The sequence below is a fragment of the Mesorhizobium sp. M0159 genome, from assembly GCF_040322295.1.
Taxonomy (GTDB): Bacteria; Pseudomonadota; Alphaproteobacteria; order Rhizobiales; family Rhizobiaceae; genus Mesorhizobium.
In genome coordinates, this window is sequence record NZ_JAMYTF010000035.1 from 1 (window position 1) to 25,260 (window position 25,260).

The 25,260-nt window shown below is 62.7% G+C and carries 22 protein-coding genes and 1 tRNA gene; 4 read left to right on the top strand and 19 right to left on the bottom strand.

What is annotated here, in order from left to right; genetic code table 11:
- Positions 1-225: 225 nt before the first annotated feature.
- The 5 genes from NKJ32_RS26035 to NKJ32_RS26055 form a co-directional block, all read right to left on the bottom strand.
- Positions 226-3,990: a vitamin B12-dependent ribonucleotide reductase gene (locus NKJ32_RS26035; RefSeq protein ID WP_352683418.1), complete on the bottom strand. Its 3,765-nt coding sequence runs from the start codon at positions 3,988-3,990 to the stop codon at positions 226-228.
- 647 nt (positions 3,991-4,637) lie between these two features.
- Positions 4,638-5,126, bottom strand: coding sequence for an NUDIX hydrolase (locus NKJ32_RS26040; RefSeq protein WP_352748196.1), 489 nt, complete (start codon positions 5,124-5,126; stop codon positions 4,638-4,640).
- A 222-nt stretch (positions 5,127-5,348) separates the two neighbouring features.
- Positions 5,349-5,849: a xanthine phosphoribosyltransferase gene (gpt, locus tag NKJ32_RS26045; RefSeq protein ID WP_023674762.1), complete on the bottom strand. Its 501-nt coding sequence runs from the start codon at positions 5,847-5,849 to the stop codon at positions 5,349-5,351.
- A 127-nt stretch (positions 5,850-5,976) separates the two neighbouring features.
- A complete protein-coding gene (locus NKJ32_RS26050) occupies positions 5,977-6,810 on the bottom strand; it encodes a universal stress protein (protein WP_352458593.1) in 834 nt (277 codons plus the stop codon).
- Positions 6,811-6,888: 78 nt separating this feature from the next.
- Positions 6,889-7,638 (bottom strand): competence/damage-inducible protein A, encoded by a 750-nt coding sequence (locus NKJ32_RS26055; RefSeq protein WP_352829258.1) that lies wholly within the window; start codon positions 7,636-7,638, stop codon positions 6,889-6,891.
- A 149-nt stretch (positions 7,639-7,787) separates the two neighbouring features.
- Between NKJ32_RS26055 and NKJ32_RS26060 the strand changes: the two genes are divergently transcribed.
- Positions 7,788-8,774, top strand: coding sequence for an alpha/beta fold hydrolase (locus NKJ32_RS26060; RefSeq protein WP_352829260.1), 987 nt, complete (start codon positions 7,788-7,790; stop codon positions 8,772-8,774).
- A gap of 92 nt (positions 8,775-8,866) precedes the next feature.
- Here the strand turns inward: NKJ32_RS26060 and NKJ32_RS26065 are convergent, their stop codons facing one another.
- The 8 genes from NKJ32_RS26065 to NKJ32_RS26100 all read right to left on the bottom strand — a co-directional run bounded on the left by NKJ32_RS26065 (position 8,867) and on the right by NKJ32_RS26100 (position 15,570).
- Positions 8,867-9,760: a carbohydrate ABC transporter permease gene (locus tag NKJ32_RS26065; protein WP_023674766.1), complete on the bottom strand. Its 894-nt coding sequence runs from the start codon at positions 9,758-9,760 to the stop codon at positions 8,867-8,869.
- 1 nt (position 9,761) lies between these two features.
- A complete protein-coding gene (locus NKJ32_RS26070) occupies positions 9,762-10,613 on the bottom strand; it encodes a carbohydrate ABC transporter permease (protein WP_502896011.1) in 852 nt (283 codons plus the stop codon).
- Between the two features lie 191 nt (positions 10,614-10,804).
- The gene (locus tag NKJ32_RS26075) at positions 10,805-12,130 is read right to left on the bottom strand and encodes an ABC transporter substrate-binding protein (protein ID WP_352829264.1); all 1,326 of its coding nucleotides are present in this window, start codon (positions 12,128-12,130) and stop codon (positions 10,805-10,807) included.
- Between the two features lie 33 nt (positions 12,131-12,163).
- Complete coding sequence (locus tag NKJ32_RS26080; RefSeq protein WP_352646781.1) at positions 12,164-13,249, bottom strand: ABC transporter ATP-binding protein; 1,086 nt, start codon at positions 13,247-13,249, stop codon at positions 12,164-12,166.
- A gap of 164 nt (positions 13,250-13,413) precedes the next feature.
- A complete protein-coding gene (locus tag NKJ32_RS26085) occupies positions 13,414-13,653 on the bottom strand; it encodes a DUF2188 domain-containing protein (RefSeq protein WP_023674770.1) in 240 nt (79 codons plus the stop codon).
- A gap of 28 nt (positions 13,654-13,681) precedes the next feature.
- Positions 13,682-13,975 carry a DUF982 domain-containing protein gene (locus tag NKJ32_RS26090; RefSeq protein WP_031211240.1) on the bottom strand — a complete coding sequence of 98 codons (294 nt, stop codon included), beginning with the start codon at positions 13,973-13,975 and terminating at the stop codon, positions 13,682-13,684.
- 62 nt (positions 13,976-14,037) lie between these two features.
- Positions 14,038-14,355: an SH3 domain-containing protein gene (locus NKJ32_RS26095; protein ID WP_352829266.1), complete on the bottom strand. Its 318-nt coding sequence runs from the start codon at positions 14,353-14,355 to the stop codon at positions 14,038-14,040.
- 111 nt (positions 14,356-14,466) lie between these two features.
- Entirely contained in the window at positions 14,467-15,570 is a 1,104-nt protein-coding gene (locus tag NKJ32_RS26100) for an NADH:flavin oxidoreductase/NADH oxidase (RefSeq protein ID WP_352829268.1), read from the bottom strand.
- 153 nt (positions 15,571-15,723) lie between these two features.
- Between NKJ32_RS26100 and NKJ32_RS26105 the strand changes: the two genes are divergently transcribed.
- Positions 15,724-16,302 (top strand): NUDIX domain-containing protein, encoded by a 579-nt coding sequence (locus NKJ32_RS26105; protein ID WP_352829270.1) that lies wholly within the window; start codon positions 15,724-15,726, stop codon positions 16,300-16,302.
- Between the two features lie 127 nt (positions 16,303-16,429).
- Here NKJ32_RS26105 and NKJ32_RS26110 read toward each other — a convergent pair whose 3' ends face one another.
- The 3 genes from NKJ32_RS26110 to NKJ32_RS26120 form a co-directional block, all read right to left on the bottom strand.
- Positions 16,430-17,221 (bottom strand): hypothetical protein, encoded by a 792-nt coding sequence (locus tag NKJ32_RS26110; protein ID WP_352829272.1) that lies wholly within the window; start codon positions 17,219-17,221, stop codon positions 16,430-16,432.
- Between the two features lie 261 nt (positions 17,222-17,482).
- A complete protein-coding gene (locus tag NKJ32_RS26115; protein WP_352829273.1) occupies positions 17,483-17,761 on the bottom strand; it encodes a hypothetical protein in 279 nt (92 codons plus the stop codon).
- A 55-nt stretch (positions 17,762-17,816) separates the two neighbouring features.
- Positions 17,817-17,902: transfer RNA gene (locus NKJ32_RS26120), tRNA-Leu, on the bottom strand.
- Between the two features lie 278 nt (positions 17,903-18,180).
- On the opposite strand from NKJ32_RS26120, the gene NKJ32_RS26125 reads away from it, so the two are divergent.
- Both NKJ32_RS26125 and ade read left to right on the top strand, forming a co-directional pair.
- Entirely contained in the window at positions 18,181-18,633 is a 453-nt protein-coding gene (locus NKJ32_RS26125) for a cupin domain-containing protein (RefSeq protein ID WP_352570883.1), read from the top strand.
- Positions 18,634-19,226: 593 nt separating this feature from the next.
- Complete coding sequence (gene ade / locus NKJ32_RS26130) at positions 19,227-21,038, top strand: adenine deaminase (protein WP_352829275.1); 1,812 nt, start codon at positions 19,227-19,229, stop codon at positions 21,036-21,038.
- Between the two features lie 256 nt (positions 21,039-21,294).
- On the opposite strand, the gene NKJ32_RS26135 is transcribed toward ade, so the two are convergent.
- The 3 genes from NKJ32_RS26135 to NKJ32_RS26145 form a co-directional block, all read right to left on the bottom strand.
- Positions 21,295-22,458, bottom strand: coding sequence for an alpha/beta hydrolase (locus NKJ32_RS26135; RefSeq protein WP_352570885.1), 1,164 nt, complete (start codon positions 22,456-22,458; stop codon positions 21,295-21,297).
- A 132-nt stretch (positions 22,459-22,590) separates the two neighbouring features.
- Positions 22,591-23,664 (bottom strand): alpha/beta hydrolase, encoded by a 1,074-nt coding sequence (locus NKJ32_RS26140; RefSeq protein WP_352458455.1) that lies wholly within the window; start codon positions 23,662-23,664, stop codon positions 22,591-22,593.
- Between the two features lie 103 nt (positions 23,665-23,767).
- Entirely contained in the window at positions 23,768-25,162 is a 1,395-nt protein-coding gene (locus NKJ32_RS26145; protein ID WP_352829277.1) for a M24 family metallopeptidase, read from the bottom strand.
- Positions 25,163-25,260 lie beyond the last annotated feature (98 nt).

Genomic DNA, 25,260 nt, shown 5'->3' on the forward strand with positions numbered 1-25,260 from the left:
CATCATCGCTTACGTCCGCGATGACAGTTTGCAGCCTTGGCGGTAATCGCGCGCTCTTCCCTTCTCCCCCTGTGGGAGAAGGTGGCTCGGCGCGGAGCGCCGAGACGGTTGAGGGGTGTTGGACGGAGCGCCGCCGGTGCCAAGCTGGAGCACCCCTCATCCGACCGAGCTTCGCTCGGCCACCTTCTCCCACAAGGGGAGAAGGGAGGGCGCGACCTCAGCTCCTCAGCTACACCCGCTCGTGGCCCCGCAAGTATCGCACTTCTCGCAAGTCCCGTTCCGCACCATCGTGAAGTTATGGCATTCCGAGCATTCGTTGCCGGTGTAGCCCTGCATCAGCGATTGCTGGCGCCGGTTGGCGGCGAGCGCTTTGGCTTCGGCTGCTTCTTTCGCGGCCTCGTCGGTGAACAGCTCCGTCGGGTCGGAGGCTTCCGCGTAGACGATGTCCTCGACCAGTTCCCTGGCGCGCTCCTCGTAGTCGCGCTTGTAGGCGACGGCTTCGTCGCTTGCCGGTTTTAGCGTCAGCACGTTGGAGCCGGAGAAAGCGGTCGGGGCGGTACGGGCTGGAGTTCCGGAACCGGAACCCGCAAAGCCTTTCGGCTCGGCGCCCATGCCCGACACCAGCTTGACCGGCGAGGCGCCGCGGGTCAGGCCCTTGGAGAAGGGCGTCGCCTTGCCTTCATTGATGCCGCGTCCGAGTGCCGTCTTGTCGAAATCCGACTGGTCGACATGGGCGAGATCGTGGCGGCCGAGATAGGAGACAGCCAGTTCGCGGAACACGTAGTCGAGGATCGACGTGGCGTTCTTGATGGCGTCGTTGCCCTGCACCATGCCGGCCGGCTCGAACTTGGTGAAGGTGAAGGCCTCGACATATTCGTCGAGCGGCACGCCATATTGCAGGCCGAGCGAGATGGCGATAGCGAAGTTGTTCATCATCGCCCGGAAGGCCGCACCTTCCTTGTGCATGTCGATGAAGATCTCGCCGATACGGCCGTCATCAAACTCGCCAGTGCGCAGATAGACCTTGTGGCCGCCGACGACCGCCTTCTGGGTATAGCCCTTGCGGCGGTTCGGCAGTTTCTCGCGGTCGCGGTAGAGACGCTCGACGACGCGCTCGACGATCTTCTCGGTCACCTGCACGGCGCGCTGTGCGGCCGGCGCCGCGATCAGCTGCTCGATGGCTTCGTCCTCGTCGTCTTCGACGTCGGCAAGCAACGAGGCGTTGAGCGGCTGCGACAGCTTCGAGCCGTCGCGATAGAGCGCGTTGGCCTTCAGCGCCAGCTTCCACGACAGCATGTAGGCGCCCTTGGCGTCTTCCACCGTCGCGTCGTTCGGCATGTTGATGGTCTTGGAGATGGCGCCGGAGATGAAGGGCTGCGCCGCCGCCATCATCATGATGTGGCTGTTGATCGACAGCGAACGCTTGCCGATCTTGCCGCACGGGCTGGCGCAGTCGAACACCGGCAGGTGTTCGGCCTTCAGGAACGGCGCGCCTTCCAGCGTCATCGCCCCGCAGACATGGATGTTGGCGGCCTCGATGTCCTTCTTCGAAAAGCCCAGCGCCGGCAGCATCTCGAACGAGAAATCATTGAGCTGCTCGTCGGTGAAGCCGAACGTCTCCTTCACCCAGTCGGCGCCCAGCGTCCACTGGTTGAAGACGAACTTGATGTCGAAGGCCGACTTCAGCGCCGCATTGAGCGCTGCGATCTTTTCGTCGGTAAAGCCTTTTGCCTTGAGCGAGCCGGGATTGATGCCCGGCGCCTGGTTGAGATTGCCGTGGCCGACGGCATAGGCCTCGATCTCGGCGATCTGGCTCTCGGAATAGCCGAGCGTGCGCAGCGCTTCCGGAACGGCGCGGTTGATGATCTTGAAATAGCCGCCGCCGGCCAGCTTCTTGAATTTTACCAGCGCGAAGTCGGGCTCGATGCCGGTGGTGTCGCAATCCATCACCAGGCCGATCGTGCCGGTCGGTGCGATCACCGTTGCCTGTGCGTTGCGGTAGCCATGCTCCTCGCCGAGCTCGATGGCGCGGTCCCAGGCGGCCTTGGCATGGTCGGCAAGCTCCTGCTGCCTGAGATCCGAGGCGACCAGCGGCACCGGGTTGACGGCTAGCTTCTCGTAGCCGTCCCTTTCGCCATAGGCCGCGCGGCGGTGGTTGCGCATGACGCGCAGCATGTTCTGCGCGTTGCGGTCGTAGTCGGGGAACGCGCCGAGCTCGGCGGCCATTTCGGCCGAAGTTGCATAGGCCGTGCCGGTCATGATCGCGGTGAGGGCGGCACAGATGGCGCGGCCCTCGTCGGAATCATAGGGAATGCCCGAGGTCATCAGCAGGCCGCCGATATTGGCGTAGCCGAGGCCGAGCGTGCGGTACTCGTAGGAAAGCTTGGCGATCTCCTTCGACGGGAACTGCGCCATCATGACGGAGATTTCCAGCACCATGGTCCACAGCCGCACTGTGTGCTCGTAGGCAGCGATGTCGATGGTGCCGTCGGCGTTGCGATAGGGCAGAAGGTTGATCGAGGCCAGGTTGCAGGCGGTGTCGTCGAGGAACATGTATTCCGAGCACGGGTTGGACGCCCGGATCGCACCGGCCGAGGCGCAGGTGTGCCAGTCGTTCATCGTCGTGTTGAAATGCAGGCCCGGATCGGCCGATGCCCAGGCGGCATAGCCGATCTTTTCCCAGAGATCGCGCGCCTTCAGCGTCTTCAGCACCTTGCCGTCCTTGCGGGCGGTGAGATGCCAGTCGCCGTCCTGCTCGACGGCGCGCAGGAAATCGTCCTTCAGCGACACCGAATTGTTGGAATTCTGGCCGGAAACCGTGAGATAGGCGTCCGAATCCCAGTCGGTGTCGTAGGTCTTGAACGACATCGAGGTGTAGCCCTGCTTTGCAAACTGGATGACGCGGTAGATGTAGTTCTCCGGCACCGCGTCCTTCTTGGCCGCCTTGATCTCGCGCTTCAGTGCGGTGTTGACCGCCGGGTCGAAGCAATCGTCGCCATTGCCTTCGCAGTTGATGCAGGCCTTCATGATCGCTTCGAGACGCTTCTTGACGATCTTCGAGCCGGTGACCAGCGAGGCGACCTTCTGCTCCTCATTGACCTTCCAGTCGATGAATTCCTCGATATCGGGATGATCGGCGTCGACGATGACCATTTTCGCGGCGCGGCGTGTCGTGCCCCCCGACTTGATGGCGCCCGCGGCGCGGTCGCCGATCTTGAGGAAGCTCATCAGCCCCGACGAACGACCGCCGCCCGACAGCTTTTCGCCTTCGCCGCGCAGGAACGAGAAGTTGGAGCCGGTGCCGGAGCCGTATTTGAACAGCCGCGCCTCACGCACCCACAGGTCCATGATGCCGCCCTCGTTGACGAGGTCGTCCTGCACGCCCTGGATGAAGCAGGCATGCGGCTGCGGATGCTCGTAGGAAGACTTCGACTTGGTCAGCTTGCCGGTGAACGGGTCGACATAGAAATGGCCCTGGCTCGGACCGTCGATGCCATAGGCCCAGTGCAGGCCGGTGTTGAACCATTGCGGCGAGTTCGGCGCGACGCGCTGGGTGGCCAGCATATAGGCGAGCTCGTCGCGGAAGGCGCTCGCGTCTTCCTCCGACTTGAAGTAGCCGCCCTTCCAGCCCCAATAGGTCCAGGTACCGGCAAGCCGGTCGAAGACCTGGCGGGCGTCGATCTCGGAACCGTAGCGCTCGGCTTCCGGCAGCTTGGCCAGTTCAGCCTCGTCGGCGACGGAGCGCCACAGGAAGGAGGGGACTTGCGTCTCTTCGACCTTCTTCAGCCGTGCGGGAACACCCGCCTTGCGGAAATATTTCTGCGCCAGGATATCGGCGGCAACCTGGGAGAACTGCGCCGGCACGTCGATGTTGTCCAAGCGGAACACCACCGAGCCATCCGGATTCTTGATCTCGGAAAGCGCCTTGCGGAATTCGATCTCCGCGTAAGCTGATTGCCCTGGCTTGGTGAAACGACGCTCGATGCGCATTGGTCCGGTCCCTTTTGTCTACATATAGCGCTTTTCCCAGAGGATTTCTGCCCTCTTGACGAAACGCGCATGTCCGCCGTCTGCCGGCGTTCGAAACCCGCCGGCTCTCATCTTCACAGTCTCCGCCGCCCTGCCGGTCAAACCTCTCGCGAGGCCGCTGTCCAACGCGCTCACGGACCCTGTGGATCCCTCAAAACTGAAAACTTTTTGTAACGCCCTCGATCGAGGGAAATTTACATTATCTAGCGTCGAACCTACCTGCAAACACTAAATATAGTATTAACAGACAATTTATTCAAGTCCGACAATCCTCCCCTTTCGCCACCCAAGGCTTCAAAATCCCACGCCTTCGCCGGCCTCGTAAACAGGCGGGAATGCGGCTCAAAACGCACATATTCCGGGAAAAAGACCGGCCTCGAAACTTTTCCGGTCACACTCTCAACAGGAGCGCATGGCCTATAAAAGGCGACTCGTTTTGCGGCGTCAAGGATTCGTTTGCGTAGCTTTTATGACCCCCACATCTTGTGTGTCACGCATGTGGATAACGGGGATAGAAGCGGAGCGCAAGGAAGGGTCGGCTCTGGGTGGAGGCGCTTCGGCAACGACGTTCCACAGCACCTCAGCGATAGGCTATGCGCGACTGAGACTCAGGAGAACCGATGCGGATCCGCGCAGAAATGGGCGATGATCTGGCTGAGGTCGGGTTCGTTGACCATGCGCACAGCCTCGGCGGCGCTGACCCATTTGCGGCTGCGTGCCCGCTTTTCCTTCCACCGGTCGGCGACCTTGTCGACCTGCAGCGGGAACACCAGGACCTCGCACGGCACTTCCTCGCCGGTAGCCAGCAGCTTGGCATAGAAATAGCGGCCGGCCTCGTGATGCGAGATTGTGCCGCTCAGGCCGGCCTCCTCGCCGGCTTCGCGTGCCGCCGCTTCGCAAAGCGGCTCCTTCGCTTCCGGCCAGCCCTTGGGAAGCACCCAGCGGCCGGTATCGCGGCTGGTGATCAGCATGATTTCGACGCCGTCGCCGCTATCGCGCCAGGGCAGGGCTGCAACCTGCAGGCGGGACGGCACCGCGCCGAAGAGTCGCCGGACCCTTTCGGCCTTATGGTTGTGCGTCGTTGGCCTCGTCAACATCGGAGAAGCTTGCCCCAGCTTCCAGAATTATTTGCCGTCTCACGAATCTTACGGCTAATTATAAGCAATGAAAGTAAAAAATGTTTCACGGATCGGCCAGATTCCGTCAATCTGCGCCGATCTCAGCCCAATGGCGCGACTGCAGCAGCGTCGCGCCACGCCTTTATCGGTGTGCGGAGGTCCCCTGGGCGGACTCGGTGCATCAAGCGGCGTTGCCGCGAATCAGCCGGCGTGGTCGTCGGCGATCGGCTTCTGGTAGGTGAAGCCCATGTCCCAGGGGAAATAGATCCAGGTGTCCTGGCTGACCTCGGTGACGAAAGTGTCGACCATCGGCCTGCCTTTCGGCTTGGCATAGACGGTGGCGAAATGCGCCTTGGGCATCATCGCGCGCACTATGCCCGCCGTCTTGCCGGTGTCGGTGAGGTCGTCGATGATCAGCACGCCGGCCCCGTCATCGGCGAGCAGCGCCGGCGTGACCTCCTTCAGCACCTGCAATTGCCCCTGGCTGGTATAATCGTGGTAGGAGGCGACGCAGACCGTCTCGATGATGCGGATGCCAAGCTCGCGCGAAATGATGGCGGCCGGAACCAGGCCGCCGCGCGTGATGCAGACGATCGCCTTCCATTGCCCCTTGTTGGCGCCGGCAAGCCGCCAGGCGAGCGCGCGCGCATCGCGGTGGAACTGGTCCCAGGAGACCGGGAAGGCTTTTTCGGGCAGGGACATCTTTCGCGCACTCCGCAAAGCGCGCATCGCGCGCAGACACTATGGAATGCGCGCGGAATTAACTGGAAAGGCTTGGCTTTGGCAAGGGCGCGGCAAAGCTATTGTCCTGCCAGCTATCCCTGTGAACCTACCGCGACAGAAAGGCCGCCACGGGTGCGGTGCGCAGCACCGTTCGCGTCACCCCGCCGAACAGCAGCTGGCGCAGCCAGGAATGGCTGTAGGCGCCGAGCACGAGCAGGTCCGCACCCGACTCGGCGACCCTGGTCTGGATGATGTCGTCGACCGAGGCGCCGCCGGACCTCAGCACCGAGACACTGACGGTCGCGCCATGCCTGGACAGCGAGGCGGCGATCTCGGCGCCGGCTGTTTCCGGCGCCTCGTCGAGCGTATCGGGCGGGTCGATGACGACGATGTCCGTCTTTTCGGCCTCGATAATGAAGGGCAGGGCATCGAAGGCCGCGCGCGCGGCTTCCTTGCTGCCGTTCCAGGCGAGCAGCACGTGCTTGAAGCTGGTGACGAGCGGACCCGAATGCGGCACCACCAGCACCGGCCGGCCGGCATCGTAGACCAGCGTGTCGACGTCGGCGCTCGGGTCGCTGCCCGATTCGCGCTGGGCGGCGATGATCAGGTCCGCGGTGCGAACGGTCGAGATGCCGGTCAGCGCACTGTCGCCGGAAAAACTCTCGAGGCTGCGCCACTCGAACGACAGGCCGGAATTCTCGATGCGCTTGTGAAAGGCGGCCTGCAACTTCTCGGCGCGCTCCCGGTTCATATCGGCGGAAACCTGCAGGAACTCGGTGTCCGGAAAGCCGGTGGCAGAGGTGTAGGGCACGGGCAGCGCCTCGGCATGGATGCCGATCAGATGGCTCTGGAATCGGCTGGCCAGCGGGATCGCGCAGTCGAGGACGCGCTCGGCATCCTGTTCATTCTGCAATATGGCGACGATGGTCTTGAAGCGCATGGCAGTCCCTCACTTCTTGCGGCGATCCCACTCGTGACAAACGTCACTGCGCGATGCTGGTTCCGTCAGGCCGGCCGATCAGCCCACTCGGCTTGCCTTGATCAAGCCCGCCACCATAGCCTCTACGTCGGCGCGTGCGGAGTCCAGCGCCTGCTGGCTGCGGGCGCGCACCACCAGTTCCGTCCAGAATTTGCCATCGCCATATTTCGGGTAGGAGCCGATGATCGTGTCCGGATGCGCCTTCTGGATGTCGCCCAGCGGCCCGCCGATCAGGCCTTCGCCGAACGGGCATTCCACGGTTGCCGACAGCATTTTGGTGCCGGCCCGCAATGTCGGCACGACATTGTCGAGCATCGCCTGGAAAATCGCCGGCACGCCGGCCATGACATGGACGTTGCCAATGCGAAAGCCCGGCGCAACCGACACTGGATTATCGATGTGGTCTGCCCCGCGCGGCATCCGCGCCATGCGCTTGCGCGCTTCGGTGTATTCGATGCCGCGGGCGGCGTAGCTTGCCTCCAGCAGGGCGTAGGCCTTGGCGTCGTATTCGCATGGCACGCCAAAGGCCTTGGCAACCGAATCGGCGGTGATGTCGTCATGCGTCGGGCCGATGCCGCCGGTGGTGAAGACATAAGTATAGCGGGTGCGCAGCGCATTCACCGCAGCGACGATCTCGTCTTCCTCGTCCGCAACGATGCGCATTTCCTTCAGGTCGATGCCGATCGCCGTCATGATGTCGGCGAGGTGGCCGATGTTCTTGTCCTTGGTGCGGCTGGACAGAATCTCGTCGCCGATGACGAGCATGGCGGCGGTGACGATTTCGGTCATGACTGGCTCCGGCAAACGGGTCGCCTGAGATAGCGCGGCAAACGGCCGGCGGCAATGCCGCCAAACGACGGATGTACCTGCGCCACCTCCCTTGCAGTGCACCCGTCGGCGGGTGATGCTGCGTGCCGGTTTGGAGCCCTGAGCAAGACATGCCGGCATCGATTCTGCTATGGCTACCCGGCGCGCTGTTTCTGCTGGCGCTCGTCGTGGCAGCCTATCCGATGCTGGCGACGCTGCGGATCGCGGCGGAGGCCGAAAGGCTGGTGCCGGCCAGTGGCAAATTCATCGAGATCGACGGCAACCGCATCCATTATGTCGAGACGGGCGAGGGGCGGCCGATCGTCTTCCTGCACGGCCTCGGCGCGCAGCTTCATCAATTCGGCCACACGCTGTTCGGACGGTTCGGCCCGAACTATCGGCTGATCGCGCTCGACCGTCCGGGCTCCGGCTATTCGGTGCGGGCCAGGGCCGCCAGCGGACGGCTGCCCGAGCAGGCCGAGATCGTGCGGCATTTTATCGACGCGCTTGGGCTGGAAAAGCCTCTGGTCGTCGGTCATTCGCTGGGTGGCGCCATCGCGCTGACGCTGGCTATCGAGCATCCAGAGGCGATTTCCGGCATCGCCTTGCTGGCACCGCTGACCCATCTGGAGCCGGACGCGCGCGAGAAGTTCGGCCCGCTGTACATTAAGTCGCCGCTGCGGCGCCGGATCATGGCTCATGCGGTGGCGATCCCGGCGGCTCTCAAATATGCCGAAGCGACGCTTGCCTTCATTTTCGCGCCGCAGACGGCGCCGGCCGACTATATGGTCGAGGGCGGCGGCTGGTGCGGGCTGAGGCCAAGCCATTTCTATGCAACGTCGACCGATGTCGTGGCCATCGAGCACGACCTTGGCCGCATCGAGCAACGCTATCGCGAGATCACCATGCCGGCCGGCATTCTGTTTGGTGCTTCCGACCGCGTGCTGGGCATCGATATCCATGGCTGGCCGGTGATGGAAAAGATCAGGGGGCTGCATTTCGAGCCTGTCGAGGGGCTTGGCCACATGCCGCAATTCGTCGAGCCGGAACGGGTCGTCGCTTTCATCGAACGCATTGCCGACCGCGCATTTGCGCCGAAGTCCGACACCAGCAGCTGACACCCTCCCGGAACGCGGTCTCGGCCGGCAGGGTGCCTACCCCAGGCATTCCTGGCCGCCGGGAATACCTCCGAACCCAATCGCGATGCTGGCTATTCCTTCACGGCTCCGGTCATCGAGGAAACATAGTGCTCGACAAAGAACGAATAGAGCACCACGACCGGCAGCGAGCCGATCAGCGCTCCCGCCATCAGCGCCCCCCATTCATAGACGTCCGAGCGCACCAGCTCGGTGAGCACGCCGACCGGCACAGTCTTGTTTTCGGACGACTGGATGAAGGTCAAGGCGTAGATGAACTCGTTCCATGACAGCGTGAATGCGAAGATGCCGGCGGAAATCAGGCCCGGCACCGATAGCGGCAGCACGATCTTGGTGAGGATCTGCCAACGGCTCGCCCCGTCGATCAGCGCGCATTCCTCCAGCTCGAACGGGATCGAGCGGAAATAACCCATCAGCAGCCATGTGCAGAACGGGATCAGGAAGGTCGGATAGGTGAGGATGAGCGCGAATGGCGTGTCGTAAAGTCCAAGGTTGAACACCATCACAGACAGCGGAATGAACAGGATCGAGGGCGGCACGAGATAGGCGAGGAACACCGCGAGGCCGACCTGCCGCGCCCCGGAGAACCTCAAGCGTTCGATCGCATAGGCAGCGAACACCGCAGCCAGCAGCGACAGGAACGTGGCGGCGGTCGAGATGATGATCGTGTTGAGCAGCCAGCCCGGATAGGATGTCTCGAAGAGCAGGTAGCGGATATGCTCGAGCGTCGGATGCACCACCCAGAACGGATTGAAATTGGCGTAGTCGGTCATCTCGAGGTTGGGCTTAACCGCCGTGATCGTCATCCAGTAGAACGGAAACAACAGCACGATGACGAAGATCAGCAACGGCAGGTAGACCGTCACCACGCGGCGCGGCAAACTCTGCAGGTAGCCCATGCCGCCTTCGTCGAGTTCCGGGCGTTTGCTCGTTTCGATCGCGGTCATGTCAATCTCCGCCGCCCTGCTGCCATTTGCGACGCTGCAGGCCAAAATAGCTGAACAGGATCGCCGCCAGCAGGAACGGGATCATGGCAACTGCGATCGCGGCGCCTTCGCCAAGCTGGCCTCCGGAAATGCCGCGCTGGAACGACAGCGTCGCCATCAGATGCGTGGCGTTCACCGGCCCGCCGCGCGTCAGCACATAGATCAGCTGGAAATCGGTGAAGGTGAACAGCACCGAAAACGTCATGGTGATGGCGATGATCGGCGTCAGCAGCGGCAGCGTCACATAGCGGAACAATTGCCAGCGGCTGGCGCCGTCGAGCGTGGCGGCCTCGTAGAGCGACTGCGGAATCGTCTGCAGGCCGGCAAGCAGCGTGATCGCCACGAAAGGAATGCCGCGCCAGACATTGGCGGCGATGACCGAAGCCCGCGCATTCTCGGGATCGCCGAGGAAGTTGATGCGGTGGTCGATCAGGCCCATTTCCATAAGCGCCCAGGACAGGATCGAGAATTGCGAATCGTAGATCCACCAGAAGGCGATCGCCGACAGCACCGTCGGCACCACCCAGGGCAGCAGGACGATCGCGCGGAAGAACGACTTGAACGGCAGGTTCTGGTTGAGGATAAGCGCCAGCCACAGGCCGAGCGCAAACTTCAGGATCGAGGCGCTGATCGTGTAGAGCAAGGTGTTGAAGACGGAGAGCCAGAAGACCGCGTCATCCCACAGATATTCATAGTTCTCGAAGCCGATGAAGATGCCGGGGCGGCCGATGCGGGCATCGGTGAAGCCGAGCCAGACGCCGAGCCCGAGCGGATAGGTCAGGAAGACCAGCAGCAGCGCCGCCGCCGGCAGCATGAAGCCGAAGCCCAGCGCGTTATGACTTTCGGACACGAACGCTAGAATGCGCGACAGCGTCGACCGGCGTGGCTGGGCGGCAGCGGAGGTCACGGCCATGGGTCGGCTCCTCTAAGGTCTCATTGATCGGCGGGCGGCCGCGACGCAGTCCAAAGCCAGCCGGGCAGCATGGCTGCCCGGCTGAATCCGGCTCAAACGCGATAGTAGCGGTTTGCGCGCTTCTCGGCTTCTTCCATCGCTTCTTGCGGCGTCGCCTGGCCGGTCACCGCCTTGGCGAACATGTCGACCAGCACATAGTCGGCCATGGTCGCTGCCGAGGCATAGCCAAGCGGGCCGGCATAGCCGTTGGGCCGCAGCGTCGCCGAGGCCTTGGCGTAGGCGGCATTGTTCGGATCGGCCGTCCATACCGGGTTGTTGTCGAAGGCTTTGAGCGTCTGGCAGCAATAGCCTGCCGACGACGTGATCCACTGCGACATTTGCGGATCCTCGAACATGAACTGCAGGTAGGCCTTGGCGGCGTTGGGGTAGGGCGTGTAGTCGAAGATCACGGCCGTGGTCACCTGGAACAGCTCGACGGATTTTCCGACCGGGCCGATCGGCAGGTTGGTGGTGCGGATGTCCTTGACCATCTCGGCCAGTTTCGGATCCTTGTCCTTGTTGATCTTGGCGGTGTTGTAGGCCGAAATGCCGTTGGCGATGACGCTCAATTCCCCGGCCAGGAAGGCGCGGTTGTTGTTGACGTCGAGCCAGCTTTCGGTACCCGGAATGAAAGTCTTGTAGAGTTGCTGCGCGTATTCGATCGCCTTGAGCGTCTCGGGGCTATTGATCGTCACCTTGCCGCTCTCGTCGACCATCTGGCCGCCATGGCTCCACAGCAGCCAGTGGGCGTAGTTGTTGCCGTCGCCTACGCCGTGGCCATGCGTGAAGCCGGCCGGGTGCCCCTTTGCCTGCAATGCCTTGCAAAGCTCGAGCAAGCCTGCCGTGTCCTTCGGAAATTCGGAGAAGCCGGCCTCCTTCACCCAGCTTTCGCGATAGACGATGGCATTGCCGATTGTCGCCAGCGGCAGGCCGAGGAATTTGCCTTGCCGTGTCGCATATTGGTGCGGTCCATCGTGCCAGCCGCCATATTTCGAGCCGAGATATTCGCCCAGTTCCGTCACGTCGTGCAGCTTGTCGGGATATTGGTGCGGGTCGTCGAACCAGACGAACATCAGGTCCGGACCGGAGCCGACATTGGCGGCGACCGCCGCCTTGGGGCGGATGTCCTCCCAGCTTTCCTTGTCGACGCGGACCTCGACACCGGTCGCTTCGGTAAAGCGCTTGGTGTTGGCCAGCCATTGATCCTCGTCGCCCTGCACGAAAGGCGACCAGCGCAACAGCCTGAGCTTGGCGCCGTCCTCGGGCTTGTATTTCAACCCCTCCTGGGCAAAGGCGGGAGAGCCGATGAGCCGGCTTCCCAAGGCTCCCGCCGCAACGCCGGCGGTGGTGCGGATCACGTCACGTCTGGTGAATTTCATGCTCGCTTCCTCCTGCTTATTGTCCTTGCCGTCCTACTGCCCGATGGGTGTTTCGAACCGCTGTCCGGTTTTGCCGTGAAAGAGATGGATGAGGCCAGGCTCGGCCGTAAGCCGGATGGTTTCGCCCGGCGTGAAGGAATGGCGTTCCCGGAAGTTTGCGACGATCTCCTCGCCGCCGGCGGTGCGGCCGATGAGCTGCACTTCGGACCCTGTCGGCTCGACCACCACGACGGTGACCGGGATGCCCTGATGGTCGGACAGCCGTAAATGCTCGGGCCGTATCCCCAGCACGACCGGCTCACCATTGCCGATGGAAAGTGCCGAGGCCAACGGGACCGAAATCCCTCCGGCGCCGCGAAACGACGGCGAGCCGTCGCTTACGATCTCGCCCCTGAGCATATTCATGGCGGGCGAGCCGATAAAGCTGGCGACAAAGAGGTTGTTCGGCCGGTCGTAGAGTTCGAGCGGCGGCCCGATCTGTTCGACGATGCCGTCATGCATGACGACGATCTTGTCGGCCATGGTCATCGCCTCGATCTGGTCGTGGGTGACGTAGACCGTCGTCGTCTTCAGGCGCTGGTGCAGTTCCTTGATCTCGGCGCGCATCTGCACCCGGAGCTTGGCATCGAGATTGGATAGCGGCTCGTCGAACAGGAAAACCTGCGGATCGCGCACGATCGCCCGGCCCATGGCAACGCGCTGGCGCTGCCCGCCGGAAAGCTGGCGCGGATAGCGGTCGAGCAGCGGCACCAGTCCCAGGATTTCGGCCGCGCGCCGCACGCCGGCATCGCTCTCTGTCTTGGGAACGCCCTTGAGCATCAGCGAGAACGCCATGTTCTCGGCGACCGTCATATGTGGGTAGAGCGCATAGTTCTGGAAGACCATGGCGACGTCGCGCTCCTTTGGCGCAACGTTGTTGACGACACGTTTGCCGATCGCGATCTGGCCGCGCGAGATCTTTTCCAGGCCGGCGATCATCCTGAGCAGGGTCGACTTTCCGCAACCCGAAGGACCGACCAGCGTGACGAACTCGCCGTCGTTTATATCGACGCTGACCCCGTGCAGGACCTCGACGGTCCCAAATGATTTGTAGACATCGCCGATTGCGACAGACGCCATCGATCTCCTCCCGATTGATTCCTGCACCGACTTCGAAGGAAACCGCTTTCCTGCCTGGCCCGCGACAGCGCCCAGGCTCCTCCCCGGTCACGCGCGATGTGAGACGGTAGCGCTACCAAACCGACCTGTAAAGCACGCCGGCATCACTGGGATATCGGCACACCCTAATCCGAAACCTCGGTCTGCGGCCGGTCGCGGCCGTCGGCGAGTTCGTCGTGCCATTTGCCGTCGGCGTCCTCGTACTGGATGCCGTCGGTATTGCCGGCGACCTGCTGTTCGGCCGAAGCGATCTCGGCGGCGCGCAACGCGTCCTGATGGGTGGGGAACGTTTCGGAGAATGTCGAGCCGACCTTGTAGGCCCAGCCTCCGTCATGCTCGACGATCTTGTAGGTCAGTTTCGCCATGAAACCCTCCGGTTGAAAGCCCGTTGCCTCAATGCAGCCTATCGTCGGCCAGTCTGTCGTCTGGCAGCCTGTCGTCTGTGACCAGCACATCCGATTCCCTGGCGGCTTCGATCAGTGCCCGGCGCGCATCCGCCGTCGAACGATAACCTTCCAGCACTTTTAGGCAAGTGTCGAGGGCATCACGATGACGCGGCCCGCGATTGAGTGGCCAGACCGTCATCAGGCACTCCGCCGCCTCCTGGGCGCTGCGGATCTGCCGATATTTGCCGACATGGCCGAGTTCGACCACGACCGGCTTTTCAAATGGCTTGCTGTCCATCATCGCCGCCAACGCGGAGCGGCCGATTTGGTTGCAACTGCTATTTTAGCTCAGGCGAAAATAGCTCAATAGCCGCAGTCGTTGCGCAGCCAGCGTGCATTCGCCCAGCCGGTGCGGCCGCCGAAATCGACCTTGTACCAGCTTCCTCGGCGGTCGAAGATCTCGGTTTGGTCGCCGTTGAATAATTGCCCGATCATGCGCGACGACGAGTTCGGTCGGGCTCGAACGGCGAGAAAGCCGCTTCCCGTCGCCAGATTGTAGTGCCTGGAAAGGCCGTGCACCGTGCCTTCGCAATATTGCGCCTCGGCCGGCGTCGGTGCGGCGAACGACAGCCCGGCCAACACCGCGGCAGCAGCCGCAATGGAATTCCCCCTGAACGGCATGTCTCTGCTCCCCCAACCCGCCGCGCCCAGCCGCGGCCCCGGCCACTCTACACCGGCAGTGGATCAATGCGAAGCTGTGATACCTGCCCAGTGAGGTGAGAACCCGCCCCTTCAGTTCGCCGCTTTCATCCAATGCTGCATCGTCGTCACCGAGCGGGCAAGCTGCGGCGCCGGGTGGATTTTTTCGCCGAAGGTGGCCGCGGCGCGCCAGCCCCAGCGCGGATCGGCGAGGAAGGCGCGCGCCAGCGCCACCATGTCGGCGCGGCCGTCGGCGACGATCGCCTCGGCCTGTTTCGGATCGTCGATCAGGCCGACGGCCCGCGTCGGGATGCCGACGGCCTTGCGCACCGCTTCGGCCAGATGTACCTGGTAGCCGGGCCCGGAGGGCAGCTTCTGCAACAGTGAATTGCCGCCGCTCGAGCAGCAGAGATAGGCGACGCCGGCTTCCTTCAGCGCTTTTGCCACTTCGATCGCATCCTCGATCTCGAAGCCGCCATCGACCCATTCCTTGATCGACAGGCGCGCCCCGAGCATCAGTCTCGGCACCGCCTTCTTCACCGCCTTGGCGATCTCGACGGCGAAACGCATGCGGTTTTCCAGCGAGCCGCCCCAGCGGTCGGTGCGCCGGTTGGAGAGCGGCGACAGGAACTGGAAGATCAGATAGCCATGCGCGGCATGCAGCTCGATGAAGTCGAAGCCGGCGCGCTCGGCCCGCCGTGCCGCTTCGGCGAAGCGTTCGATGATTTGCAGGATCTCGTCGTCCTCCAGGGCCCGCGGCACCTGCCAGCCGGTGTCGTAGGCGATCGCCGAGGCCGACACGATCGGCCACGGATCCTGATCGGCATGCAGCGGGCCGCCGCCCTCCCAGGGTTTCCGATTCGAGGCCTTGCGGCCGGCATGGGCAAGCTGCGTGCCGAATTTCGTGCCCGGTGCCGCGACACGCTTGGCTGCATCCAGCGTGCGTCGCGCGGCCGCCTCGTTGTCCTCGGAATAGAGGCCGAGACAGCCATGCGAGATGCGGCCGCGCCGTTCGACATCGGTCATCTCGACGGTGACCATGCCGGCGCCCGACATCGCTAGGTTCATCCAGTGATAGAGATGCCAATCGCTGGCCGAGCCGTCCTCGGCCGAATACTGGCACATCGGCGCGACCGCGATGCGATTGGGGAAGGTCAGGCCGTCGAGGGTGATCGGCTGGAAAAGCGATGAGGTCATAAAAAACTCCGGAAAGGGTTGCCGCTATTTATGCAGCCGATTGTGCCAGCGCCAGACACGAGACGGTGAACCGGTGCTCTGGACCAATTGGTGGCCCGATTGCACGAACCGCCGTTCGCGGCTACGCCTTGCCGCGGCAGCAGGGAGTCCACCATGGAAGATCGCATTCGCATCCGCTCTGAGGAAGTCCTTTCCGACGAGTGGGCGGTTTTGAAAAAGACCGTCTTCGACTACCGCCGGCGCGACGGCAAATGGGAAACGCACACCCGCCAGACCTACGATCGCGGCGACGGCGCGGTGATCCTGCCTTTCGATCCCGACCGCTCGACGGTGCTTCTGGTGCGGCAGTTCCGCTACCCGGCCTATGTCACCGGCCACCGCGAGCCGCTGATCGAGGCCTGCGCCGGCCTGCTCGACGAAGACGATCCCGAAACCTGCATCCGCAAGGAGGCCGAGGAGGAACTCGGCTATCGGCTGAAGGACGTGCAGCGGCTGTTTTCGCCCTATATGAGCCCCGGCAGCGTGACCGAGCGGCTCTGGTTCTTCGTCGCCCGCTATTCGCCCGCCGACCGCATTTCCGACGGCGGCGGCGCCCACGACGAAGGCGAGGACATCGAAGTTCTGGAAATGCCGCTCGACGAGGCGCTGGCCGGCATCCACGACGGTCGCATCATCGATGCCAAGACGATTATTTTAATCCAGCATTTAAAGCTGAACCCGATTGGGAAGTGAGGGGATCTCACAACACCCGTTCGTCTGAGTCGCCCCGCAGGGCGGATTTCCGAGGCTATAACGGTCGTCCCGTGAAAGAAATGCGCGAATTTTACGGATGGATTGCCAAGTCGATCTCTTTCTAGCTTCAGACAGGCGCCGTGCTGTCCGGATATTCGTCCACACGCAGCCGCGTCTCGATGGCTTTGCCTGGAAGGAAATAGCCTAGTTCCTGCCGCAACTTCTCGGCTTTCTTGACGGCCTCCGGAGGCCAGTCTTTGGTATCGATTAAGACGAAGTCCTCGGACGATCCTTTTACCCCGCGTGCATCTAGGCCGATGCCAATGATGTAACGTTTCTCCGGTTTAAGCGCCTTGGCCGCAATGCACCGGGCTTGCAGGTGTGACGCGCGATCCGCTCGATAGGCAGCATGATCATTTCCCCCATCTCCGCGCCCGATATAGAGGACATAGTTGACGTCGGGCTGGCCGGATTCCAGAAGACTTCCTATTGCGTGCGTCCGGGCCGCCTCTGCGCGTTCGAGAATATTGTTTGTGAGAACTCTACGGAAGAACCTTGTCTCGCCGGCCATTATCCTGACCAACAGCTCGTGGTCCGCCATCTTCATCTCGTTGCCAAACTCAAGCGTCTCTTCAAGATAATGTCGGGTGATATACTCAATCAGGTTATCCCAGAAGTAGCTGACCTGGTTCTCTAAGCGCCCGCGAAGGAAAGAAGGATCGGCTTCGACTTTGGACCAGAGGTTCGGATCGAGTCTGAAAGGCCGATCCGTGGGCGGAAACACTCGACCGTTCCAAAGATAGTACGCCATAAGATCGAGTTCGGACTCGGCTAGGATGAGTTGGCTGCGGTCGAAGAGCGCCGTTTTGCTATTGAGATAGTGAACAAAATCAGAGATCGTTGACAATTCGCGAAGCACAATTGCGAGGCTCTCCTCATTGAACACGTGAACCCAGCCGCGAGCTCTGTCAGTCTTTCCCACCGTGAACGGCACTGCATCGTTCTGAACCGATGGGTTTACGGTCAGCCCACGTTTCCCTGTGTCAATCCGTACCCGTTCGCCAGCACCGAGGGCAACGCAGATGCGATGAACACGCGTATCGGCACAGGACGGCAGTGTGATTGGAAGCGGTGTCGTGCATTTAGCGTCGAGGTAGACGCGGTCCGGATAACTACGCAGCTAGCGCTCGGCCTGGTCAATCTGATGCGCTGAATCGGAAATGGATTTCCGATACCAGCGTGACCAATCTAATGTCGGGTTGCCGGTGTCGGGGTATCCGCAGGATTTGTCGGAGAAAAGCAGTATGTCGCTTCCGAACACCACCAGCAGATCTGTCAGTTCTTTGGCAGGCTTCTTGAAAAGGTTAGGATAGGTCCACAGCTTTAGAAAAGAGTGATCGCACAGCTCTGCCAGAACCTTCTCAGATTGAGTAAGTCCTTCGGAGCGTCTGAATCGCATAGAATAAAAACTCCCATATTCTCGTCCCGAAGACGTGCCACATGCTGTGCAAATCTGGTGCGGACGACGGGAATCGAACCCGTACGATCAGAGATCGAGGGATTTTAAGTCCCTTGCGTCTACCAATTCCGCCACGTCCGCAGGCCAGCCCTTTTCAGCCGCCAGCCAAAGGCCGTCAAGCCGTCTTCTGCCGTCGACAAATCTGGCACTGGAAGCTAGCGAGGCCGATCACCTACAGTGATACAAACAAAATCGTTTCACCTGGAAATGTTTTTACCGGCAACTTCCGCGGCTACCGCGAATGCGCGTCCCCCGTTCGCAGGATGCGTTCGGGCGCTCTGCCCTGATAGACTCCAATTGGCAAGTGGATCGGCGCGCCGATACTCGACGCCGTCCTCTACAGACATTGGGAGATTGTCATGCTCAAGCTTGCCTCTGCCCTGGCACTGCTGCTTGTTGGGACGGCGCCTCTGTTTGCCGATGAGATGCCGATGAACGCCAAAGACATCAAATGGGGTCCTGCTCCTGCTGTCATTCCCGCTGGCGCGGAAATGGCTGTTGTCGCTGGAGATCCCTCAAAGGACGGCGCCTATGTGCTGCGGTTGAAGACACCCGCCGGCTACAAAATTGCCGCACATAATCATCCCACCACGGAATACGTAACGGTGCTTTCCGGCAACTTCCATATTGGAATGGGCGATAAGCTCGACGAGGCGAAAGGTGTCGAACTGACTGCTGGCGGCTTCGGCGTCGCGCCGGCCGGAATGAATCACTTCGCCTGGACGACAAGCGATACGATTATCCAGGTTCATGGCGAGGGGCCATTCAAGATCACCTACGTCAACCCGGCGGACGATCCAAGCAAAAAGTGACAGTTCGGGATCGAATTGAGTGAACCGGCCGAAGGCTCGAACGATGGAGTGCGTCAAACTCCGCGACCGTCGATTCAGAAGGATCCTCCAACGACACGAAAGCTGATTGGCCGCAACGGAATCGTATTCCGCCTGGGCCATTTGCCACGAATGGCGCAATAACAAAAAAACCCGCCTCGGGAGGACGGGTCGTTGGAGCCAATTGGCACCATACCCAAATTAATAGCATAGCTGCCGGCACAAAGCAAGAACAAAGTTGCTGCGGCCGGCACAAAAGCATATTTGTCCTGCCTTCCCGGCCTTGGCGATTGGCGAAAGCCGTGGTGGCATCAATCTCCCTCCTTGAGGGGGAGATGGCCGGCAGGCCAGAGGGGGACGTCTCGCGTCGAGCGCCAGCCTGTTTTGTTCGCGGTAAAGGCCAGCCTGTTTTGTTCGCGGTAAAGGTTCGCGTCAGGACGTCCCGACCCCCTCTGTCGCCTTCGGCGACATCTCCCCCTCGAGGGGGGAGATCTGCAACTTCGCCGTCCGCGCTTACTTCCTCGCTGGTCAAAATCCTCGCGGCTTGGCACAGTCGGGCAAAGAGGAGCCTGTTGATGCCGAAGACCGCCAATGCGACGAAACCAAAACCCTGGGCCGAGATGGCGACGCATCTGGTCGATGTCGCTATGGGCCGCAAACCCGCCGATCTCGTCATCCGCAACGGGCGCTGGGTCAACGTCCATTCGGGCGAGATCATCGCCGGCACCGACATCGCCATTGCCGGCGGCCGCTTCGCTTATTGCGGGCCGAACGCCGGCCATGCCATCGGCCAGGGCACCAAGGTGGTCGATGCCGGCGGCCGCTATCTGGTGCCGGGGCTTTGCGACGCGCATATGCATGTCGAGAGCGGCATGGTGACGGTGACGGAATTCTGCCGCGCGGTGATCCCGCATGGCACAACTTCGATGTTCATCGATCCGCATGAGATCGCCAACGTGCTCGGCCTGCCGGGCGTGCGGCTGATGCATGACGAGGCCATCGCCATGCCGGTCAACGTGCTCGTGCAGATGCCGTCCTGCGTGCCCTCCGCCCCGGGGCTCGAGCATGCCGGCGCCGAGCTGACCGTCGCCGACGTTGCCGAGGCGATGACCTGGGAGAACATCATCGGGCTCGGCGAGGTGATGAATTTTCCGGGCGTCGCCGCCAATGATCCGGTGATGTCGGGCGAGATCGCGGCGACGGTGAGGGCCGGCAAGACCGTCGGCGGGCATTATGCCTCGCGCGATCTCGGCCTGCCGTTTCACGGCTACGTCGCCGGCGGCCCGGAGGATGACCACGAAGGCACGCGCGCCGAGGACGCCATCGCGCGCGTCCGCCAGGGCATGAAGGCGATGCTGCGGCTGGGCTCAGCCTGGTACGACGTGGCCTCGCAGATCAAGGCGGTGACCGAGAGCGGCCTCGACCCGCGCAACTTCATCCTGTGCACCGACGACAGCCATTCCGGTACGCTGGTGCACGAAGGCCATATGGACCGGGTCGTGCGCCACGCCATCAGCCAAGGGCTGACGCCGGTGACGGCGATCCAGATGGCGACGCTCAACACCGCCCAGCATTTCCGGCTGGAGCGCGAGATCGGCTCGATCGCGCCGGGACGGCTCGCCGATCTGCTGATCATCTCCGACCTGGCCGAAATGACCATCGACGAGGTCTATGGCCGCGGCGTCAGGCTGGCCAAGGGCGGCAAGCTCGAAATTGACATTCCGGCCTACAATTATCCGCGGACGGCGAAGAACACCGTCAAGCTCGGCAGGAAGCTCAAGGCAGGCGATTTCGACATCGCGGCACCCATGGGCGCCAACGAGGTGCGGGTGCGCGTCATCGGCGTCATCGAAAACCAGGCGCCGACGCGGGCGCTGGAGGCCGATCTTGCCGTCGAGGACGGGCTGGTCGCCATGGATCGCCGCAACGATGTCTGCCAGATCGCGCTGGTCGAGCGCCACAAGGGCACCGGCGGCGTCACCAACGCCTTCGTCTCCGGCTTCGGCTATATCGGCGACTGCGCCATGGCGTCGAGCGTGGCCCACGATGCCCACCACATCATCGTCGTCGGCACCAACAAGCAGGACATGGCTCTGGCCGTGAACCGGCTGGGCGAGGTCGGCGGCGGCGTCGTGCTGTTCTCCAGGGGCAAGGAACTGGCGCTGGTCGAAATGCCGATCGCCGGGCTGATGTCCAACGAGCGGGCGGAAATCGTCGCCGCCAAGGCGGACCAACTCAGCGACGCCATGCGCCAGATGGGCTGCTCGCTCAACAACGCCTACATGCAGCACTCGCTGCTGGCGCTGGTCGTCATCCCGGAGTTGAGGATTTCCGACGTCGGCCTGATCGACGTGACGACTTTTCAGAAGGTTGATTTGTTCGTTTGAAGAACCACTGAACCCTGGAGGAACAGCGCCCCCCTCTGTCCTGCCGGACATCTCCCCCTCAAGGGGGAAGATTGGCGGTTTCGTTGACAGCGCCTTGTTCGTCAAAGATGGAGATTGGCGAAAGCCGAAAGTGGCGGCCAATCTCCCCACTAGAGGGGGAGATGTCCGGCAGGACAGAGGGGGGCGCGAAGGATCGCTACAGGGCGTTTTTGTTGACAGCTGCCAATCACCGGCGTGATTGGCAGCAGAGGTCGGCTCACCCGCCGGTGGCGATGGTCAGCACTTTGAACGGCGTGGTGATGACGATTTCGGCGACCGAACCGACGGCCTTGCCGAGGCCCTGGCCGAGATTGTCGAGCTGGGCCGGCGCGGTCTCTTCGGAGGCCAGGCCCGCCGGGGCGCGCAGGCGGTCGCCGAGCAGCTGCACCAGGAACGGGTTGTCGGCGAATTTGGCGTGGTTCAGCCGGTCGCCGCCCTTGGTCTTGGTCAGGTCGACCACCGAGACGCCATAGCTGGCGAGGTCGGCCGCGTCGCCATAGTCGCCGACGCGTGGCTTGTCGCCAGAGATCAGGGTCGACAGCCTGAGCGCCCGGTCGTCGCCCGAAAGCAGCACGGCGAACGGCTTGTCGGGCTTGCCGTAGCGGATCATCTGCTTCTTGAACACGTCGACGTCGATGTCGGGTGAAGCCAGGATGACATAGCCGAGCTTGCCGCCGAGGTCGCGGTCGCCGGTGATGGCAAGCTGGCGCAGCGCCTCCATGGTCACCCAGGTCCCCATCGAATGGGCAATGATGTCGATGCTCTTGGCGCGGCTCTTGGCGAGCATGCGCAGCGTCGCTTCGAGATCGTCGCGCGCCGCATTGGCGCTTTCCTTGTCGTAGATGTAGCCGGTCGTCTTGCCGCTCGACGCCCACGAAAACAGCACCGGCGTTCCCGGGTATTTCGTGTCATGCGCGATCTGCGTCAGCCGGTAGATACCGTCGTCGAAGCCGTTGTTGAAGCCGTGCACGAAAACCAGCGCGCGGTCGCCGCGCATCGCGATATCGGCGCCGACCGCCTTGGCGAATTGCGGCGCGCCTTCGTAGAAGGTGACGCCGGTCGCCGTGAAATCCTTCGCCGGATTGCTGTTGGCCGAGCCCTTGACCCGCTCGATGGCGCCGAGCTGGTGAATTTTGGGCACCGTCACCTCGACGCTGGCAAAGCTGGTGGTCGGCGAACGGTCGCCGTCGAACACCTGCCGGGGCGCTTTCATTGCCTTTTGCCGGGTTGTGGCGACGAAGATTTGATGCGTCGCCGCGATATCGGCAGCAGGCACCGTGATCGTCGTCTTGTTGAGCAAATCATGGGTGTTCTGGCCGGCGCAGCTTGCCAGCGCGAGCGCGAACGCAACGACGAGAAAGATCTTCGAAGGCACGGTCACGCGGGCTCCCGCAAAGGCGACGTCGAGCCGGAGACGTCTTGGCCTATTCGATAGAGGCAGAGCCCGGCACGGTCCAGTTCAAACTGTTCCGATGGTGCGGCAATGGTCAACAATCACTGCCGCGCAATGCAGCTATTGTCCGACCGAGGCGATCCGGTCGGTCACCTCGCGGTCGCTGGCAAACCCGTCATCCTCGCGCAGCTTCTGGCCGATCAACTGCACCAATTCCGGATTGTCGGCGAATTTGGTGTGGTTGAAGCGGTCGGCTCCCTTGACGCTGGAGAGATCGACGACCGACACGCCATAGCTGGCGAGGTCGGCGGCGTCCTTGTAGTCGCCGACGCGCGGCCGCGCACCGGCGATCAGACCGGAGAGCCGCAGCGCCCGGTCGTCGTCGGAGAGCAGCAGGATGAACGGCTTGTCCGGCTTGCCGTAGCGGCGCATCTGGCTCTTGAACACGTCGACGTCGATGTCGGGCGAGGCCAGCACGACGTCGCCGAGCTTGCCGCCGAGATCGCGGTCGCCGGTGATGGCGAGCTGGCGCAGCGCCTCCATGGTAACCCAGGTCCCCAGCGAATGGGCGACGATGTCGATGCGCCGTGCGCCGGTCTGCGCCAGCATTCTCAGCGTCACTTCGAGCTGGTCGCGGGCAACGCTGGCGCTTTCCTTGTCGTAGACGTAGTCGGTGGTTTTGGCGCCCGACGCCCAGGAAAACAGCACCGGGGTGCCCGGATAGCCGGAATCATGGGTGATCTGGGTGACGCGGTAGACGGCGTCGTCGAAGCCGGTGTTGTAGCCGTGGACGAAGACCATGACACGGCCACCGCGCGCCGCGATGTCGGCGCTGAGCGCGCTGGAGAATTTCGGCTGGGTGTCGTAGCCGACGACCTCGGAAGCCATGAAGTATTTGGCCGGATCGTCCGACTTGCCGCGCGAGCGCCGCTCGATCTGGCCTGTCTTGTGGATGCCGGGGACGGTGACGTTGACGCGGGCATAGTTCAGCGTCGCCGAGCGCTCGCCGTCGAAGACCTTGTCGGGATCGTCGGAGCGCTTGCGCGTGGTTGCGATGAAGATCGAGTGGTTGCCGGCGATTTCCGTCACCGGCACCGCCATCATGGCGCTGCCGAGCAGTTCCTCGGTTTGACGCCCGCCGCAGCCGGCGAGCAGCGCGGCAATGAGAATGATGCAAATCGTCTTCAAGGGCACTTAAGCAATTCCACTCCGGCCTGACCAAAGGCCCATCCACCTCCGCCGCACCTCCCGGACAGGCCAAGTGCGGCGGAAGTAAGTCGCAGGCGCCGAAATGCGCTCAGCGCCTCGCGACTGCCATCGCACTGTTGCGCGAAAGCCAGAACGGCGGCAGGAACGCCGGAATGTTGGAAAACGGCAGTACTTCCGGCTTCAGCCTTATGCCGAGCACGTCGGTCATGAAGGCGCGGCGCGCCTCGATGCGGCGCCAGGCTTCGGGATAGCGCGCGGCGATCTCTTCGCGCAGCGCCTCGTCGGCCAGCGCGATGCCGTCCTCGATGTTTGTGGTGAAATAATCGGTGCCGGTCGCCGGGATGATGTCGACCTGCAAGGCCATGCCCGACTTCAATCTGATGTCGGAGCCGGAAAATGACGGCGAATGCATCCATTCGTCGATATGGATGAGATGGCCGGGATTGAGCGACACGCCGAAGAACGGATCGCCGATGCGGTCGTGCACCGCTTGCCACAGCGCGCCGCCGGGAACGCCGATGCCGACCGTCTCGTACCAGTCGACGACGGCGCAGAAACAGGGCGCGACCAGCTTCTCGACATAGTCCTGGATGCCCCTCGGAAGCTCGGCCGCGTCCTCGACCAGAAAACCGGCGCGGGCGTTGAGCGAGCCCTGGATGCCATAGGCCATGGTGATCGGGTCGCCGCGCTTGATGATTTCGAGCCGCGGGCTCGGCAGGCCATAGGCCGCACGCTTGCCGGCCGACAGCATCGGGTGACAGCATTGCGGCAGGCCGTTGATGCCCATCAGCCGCGCCGCCTGCAATTCGGTCATGCCGGGTTCGATGGCTTGCAGGACGTTGCGCAGGCCTTGCGAGGAATAGGTCGCGGCGAATTCGAACGCCGCCAGTTGGTCGGCCTCATTGATGGCGCGCAGGCCGTCGGCAGGGTTCATCAAAAGGTTCGCCGCATTGATGATCACGCCCCTATCGCCGGCAAGGCTGCGCAGCGTGTCGGCGATGAAGGACGGCAGGTCGAGCGTCGTTTCGCCAAAACCCGCATCGCCGGGGCCGAACGGCTTCCAGCCGATGGCGCCGATGCGCTGGCCGGCTTTCAGGCCGCAATCGACGAGGATGTCGGCCAGCGCTTGCGAGCGGTCGCGCGGCTGCGCCGGCAGCGAAAACGTCTGGTAGAGCACGCGCTCGTACGGCCCATCGCAGATCTCGGCATAGCCCCAGCCCTCATTGCCGACCAGCAGTTTCGGCGGCTTGCCGGGAACGATGACCAACAGCGTCTCCTCGAAGCGCGGATCGTAGCCGCAGAGGTAGGCGACATTGGCCGCATGTTCGCGGTCGCCATAGACGACGAAGGCATCGAACCCGCCAAGTGCGACCAGCGCCGCGATACGGGCCTCATAGGTGGCGCGGGGAACCAGCGGCATCACCGTCGGCTCGCCGAACTCCGGCAGCGACACGGTTTTCCGGGCAACCGATGCGACAGGCATGAGCAAACGCCCCCAAATGCTTACGTTGATTCCGGAAATGCCCCTTCGGGGCGGCCGGACAATGGCTTCACGAGGCCGGATATGCAATAGCGGGACCG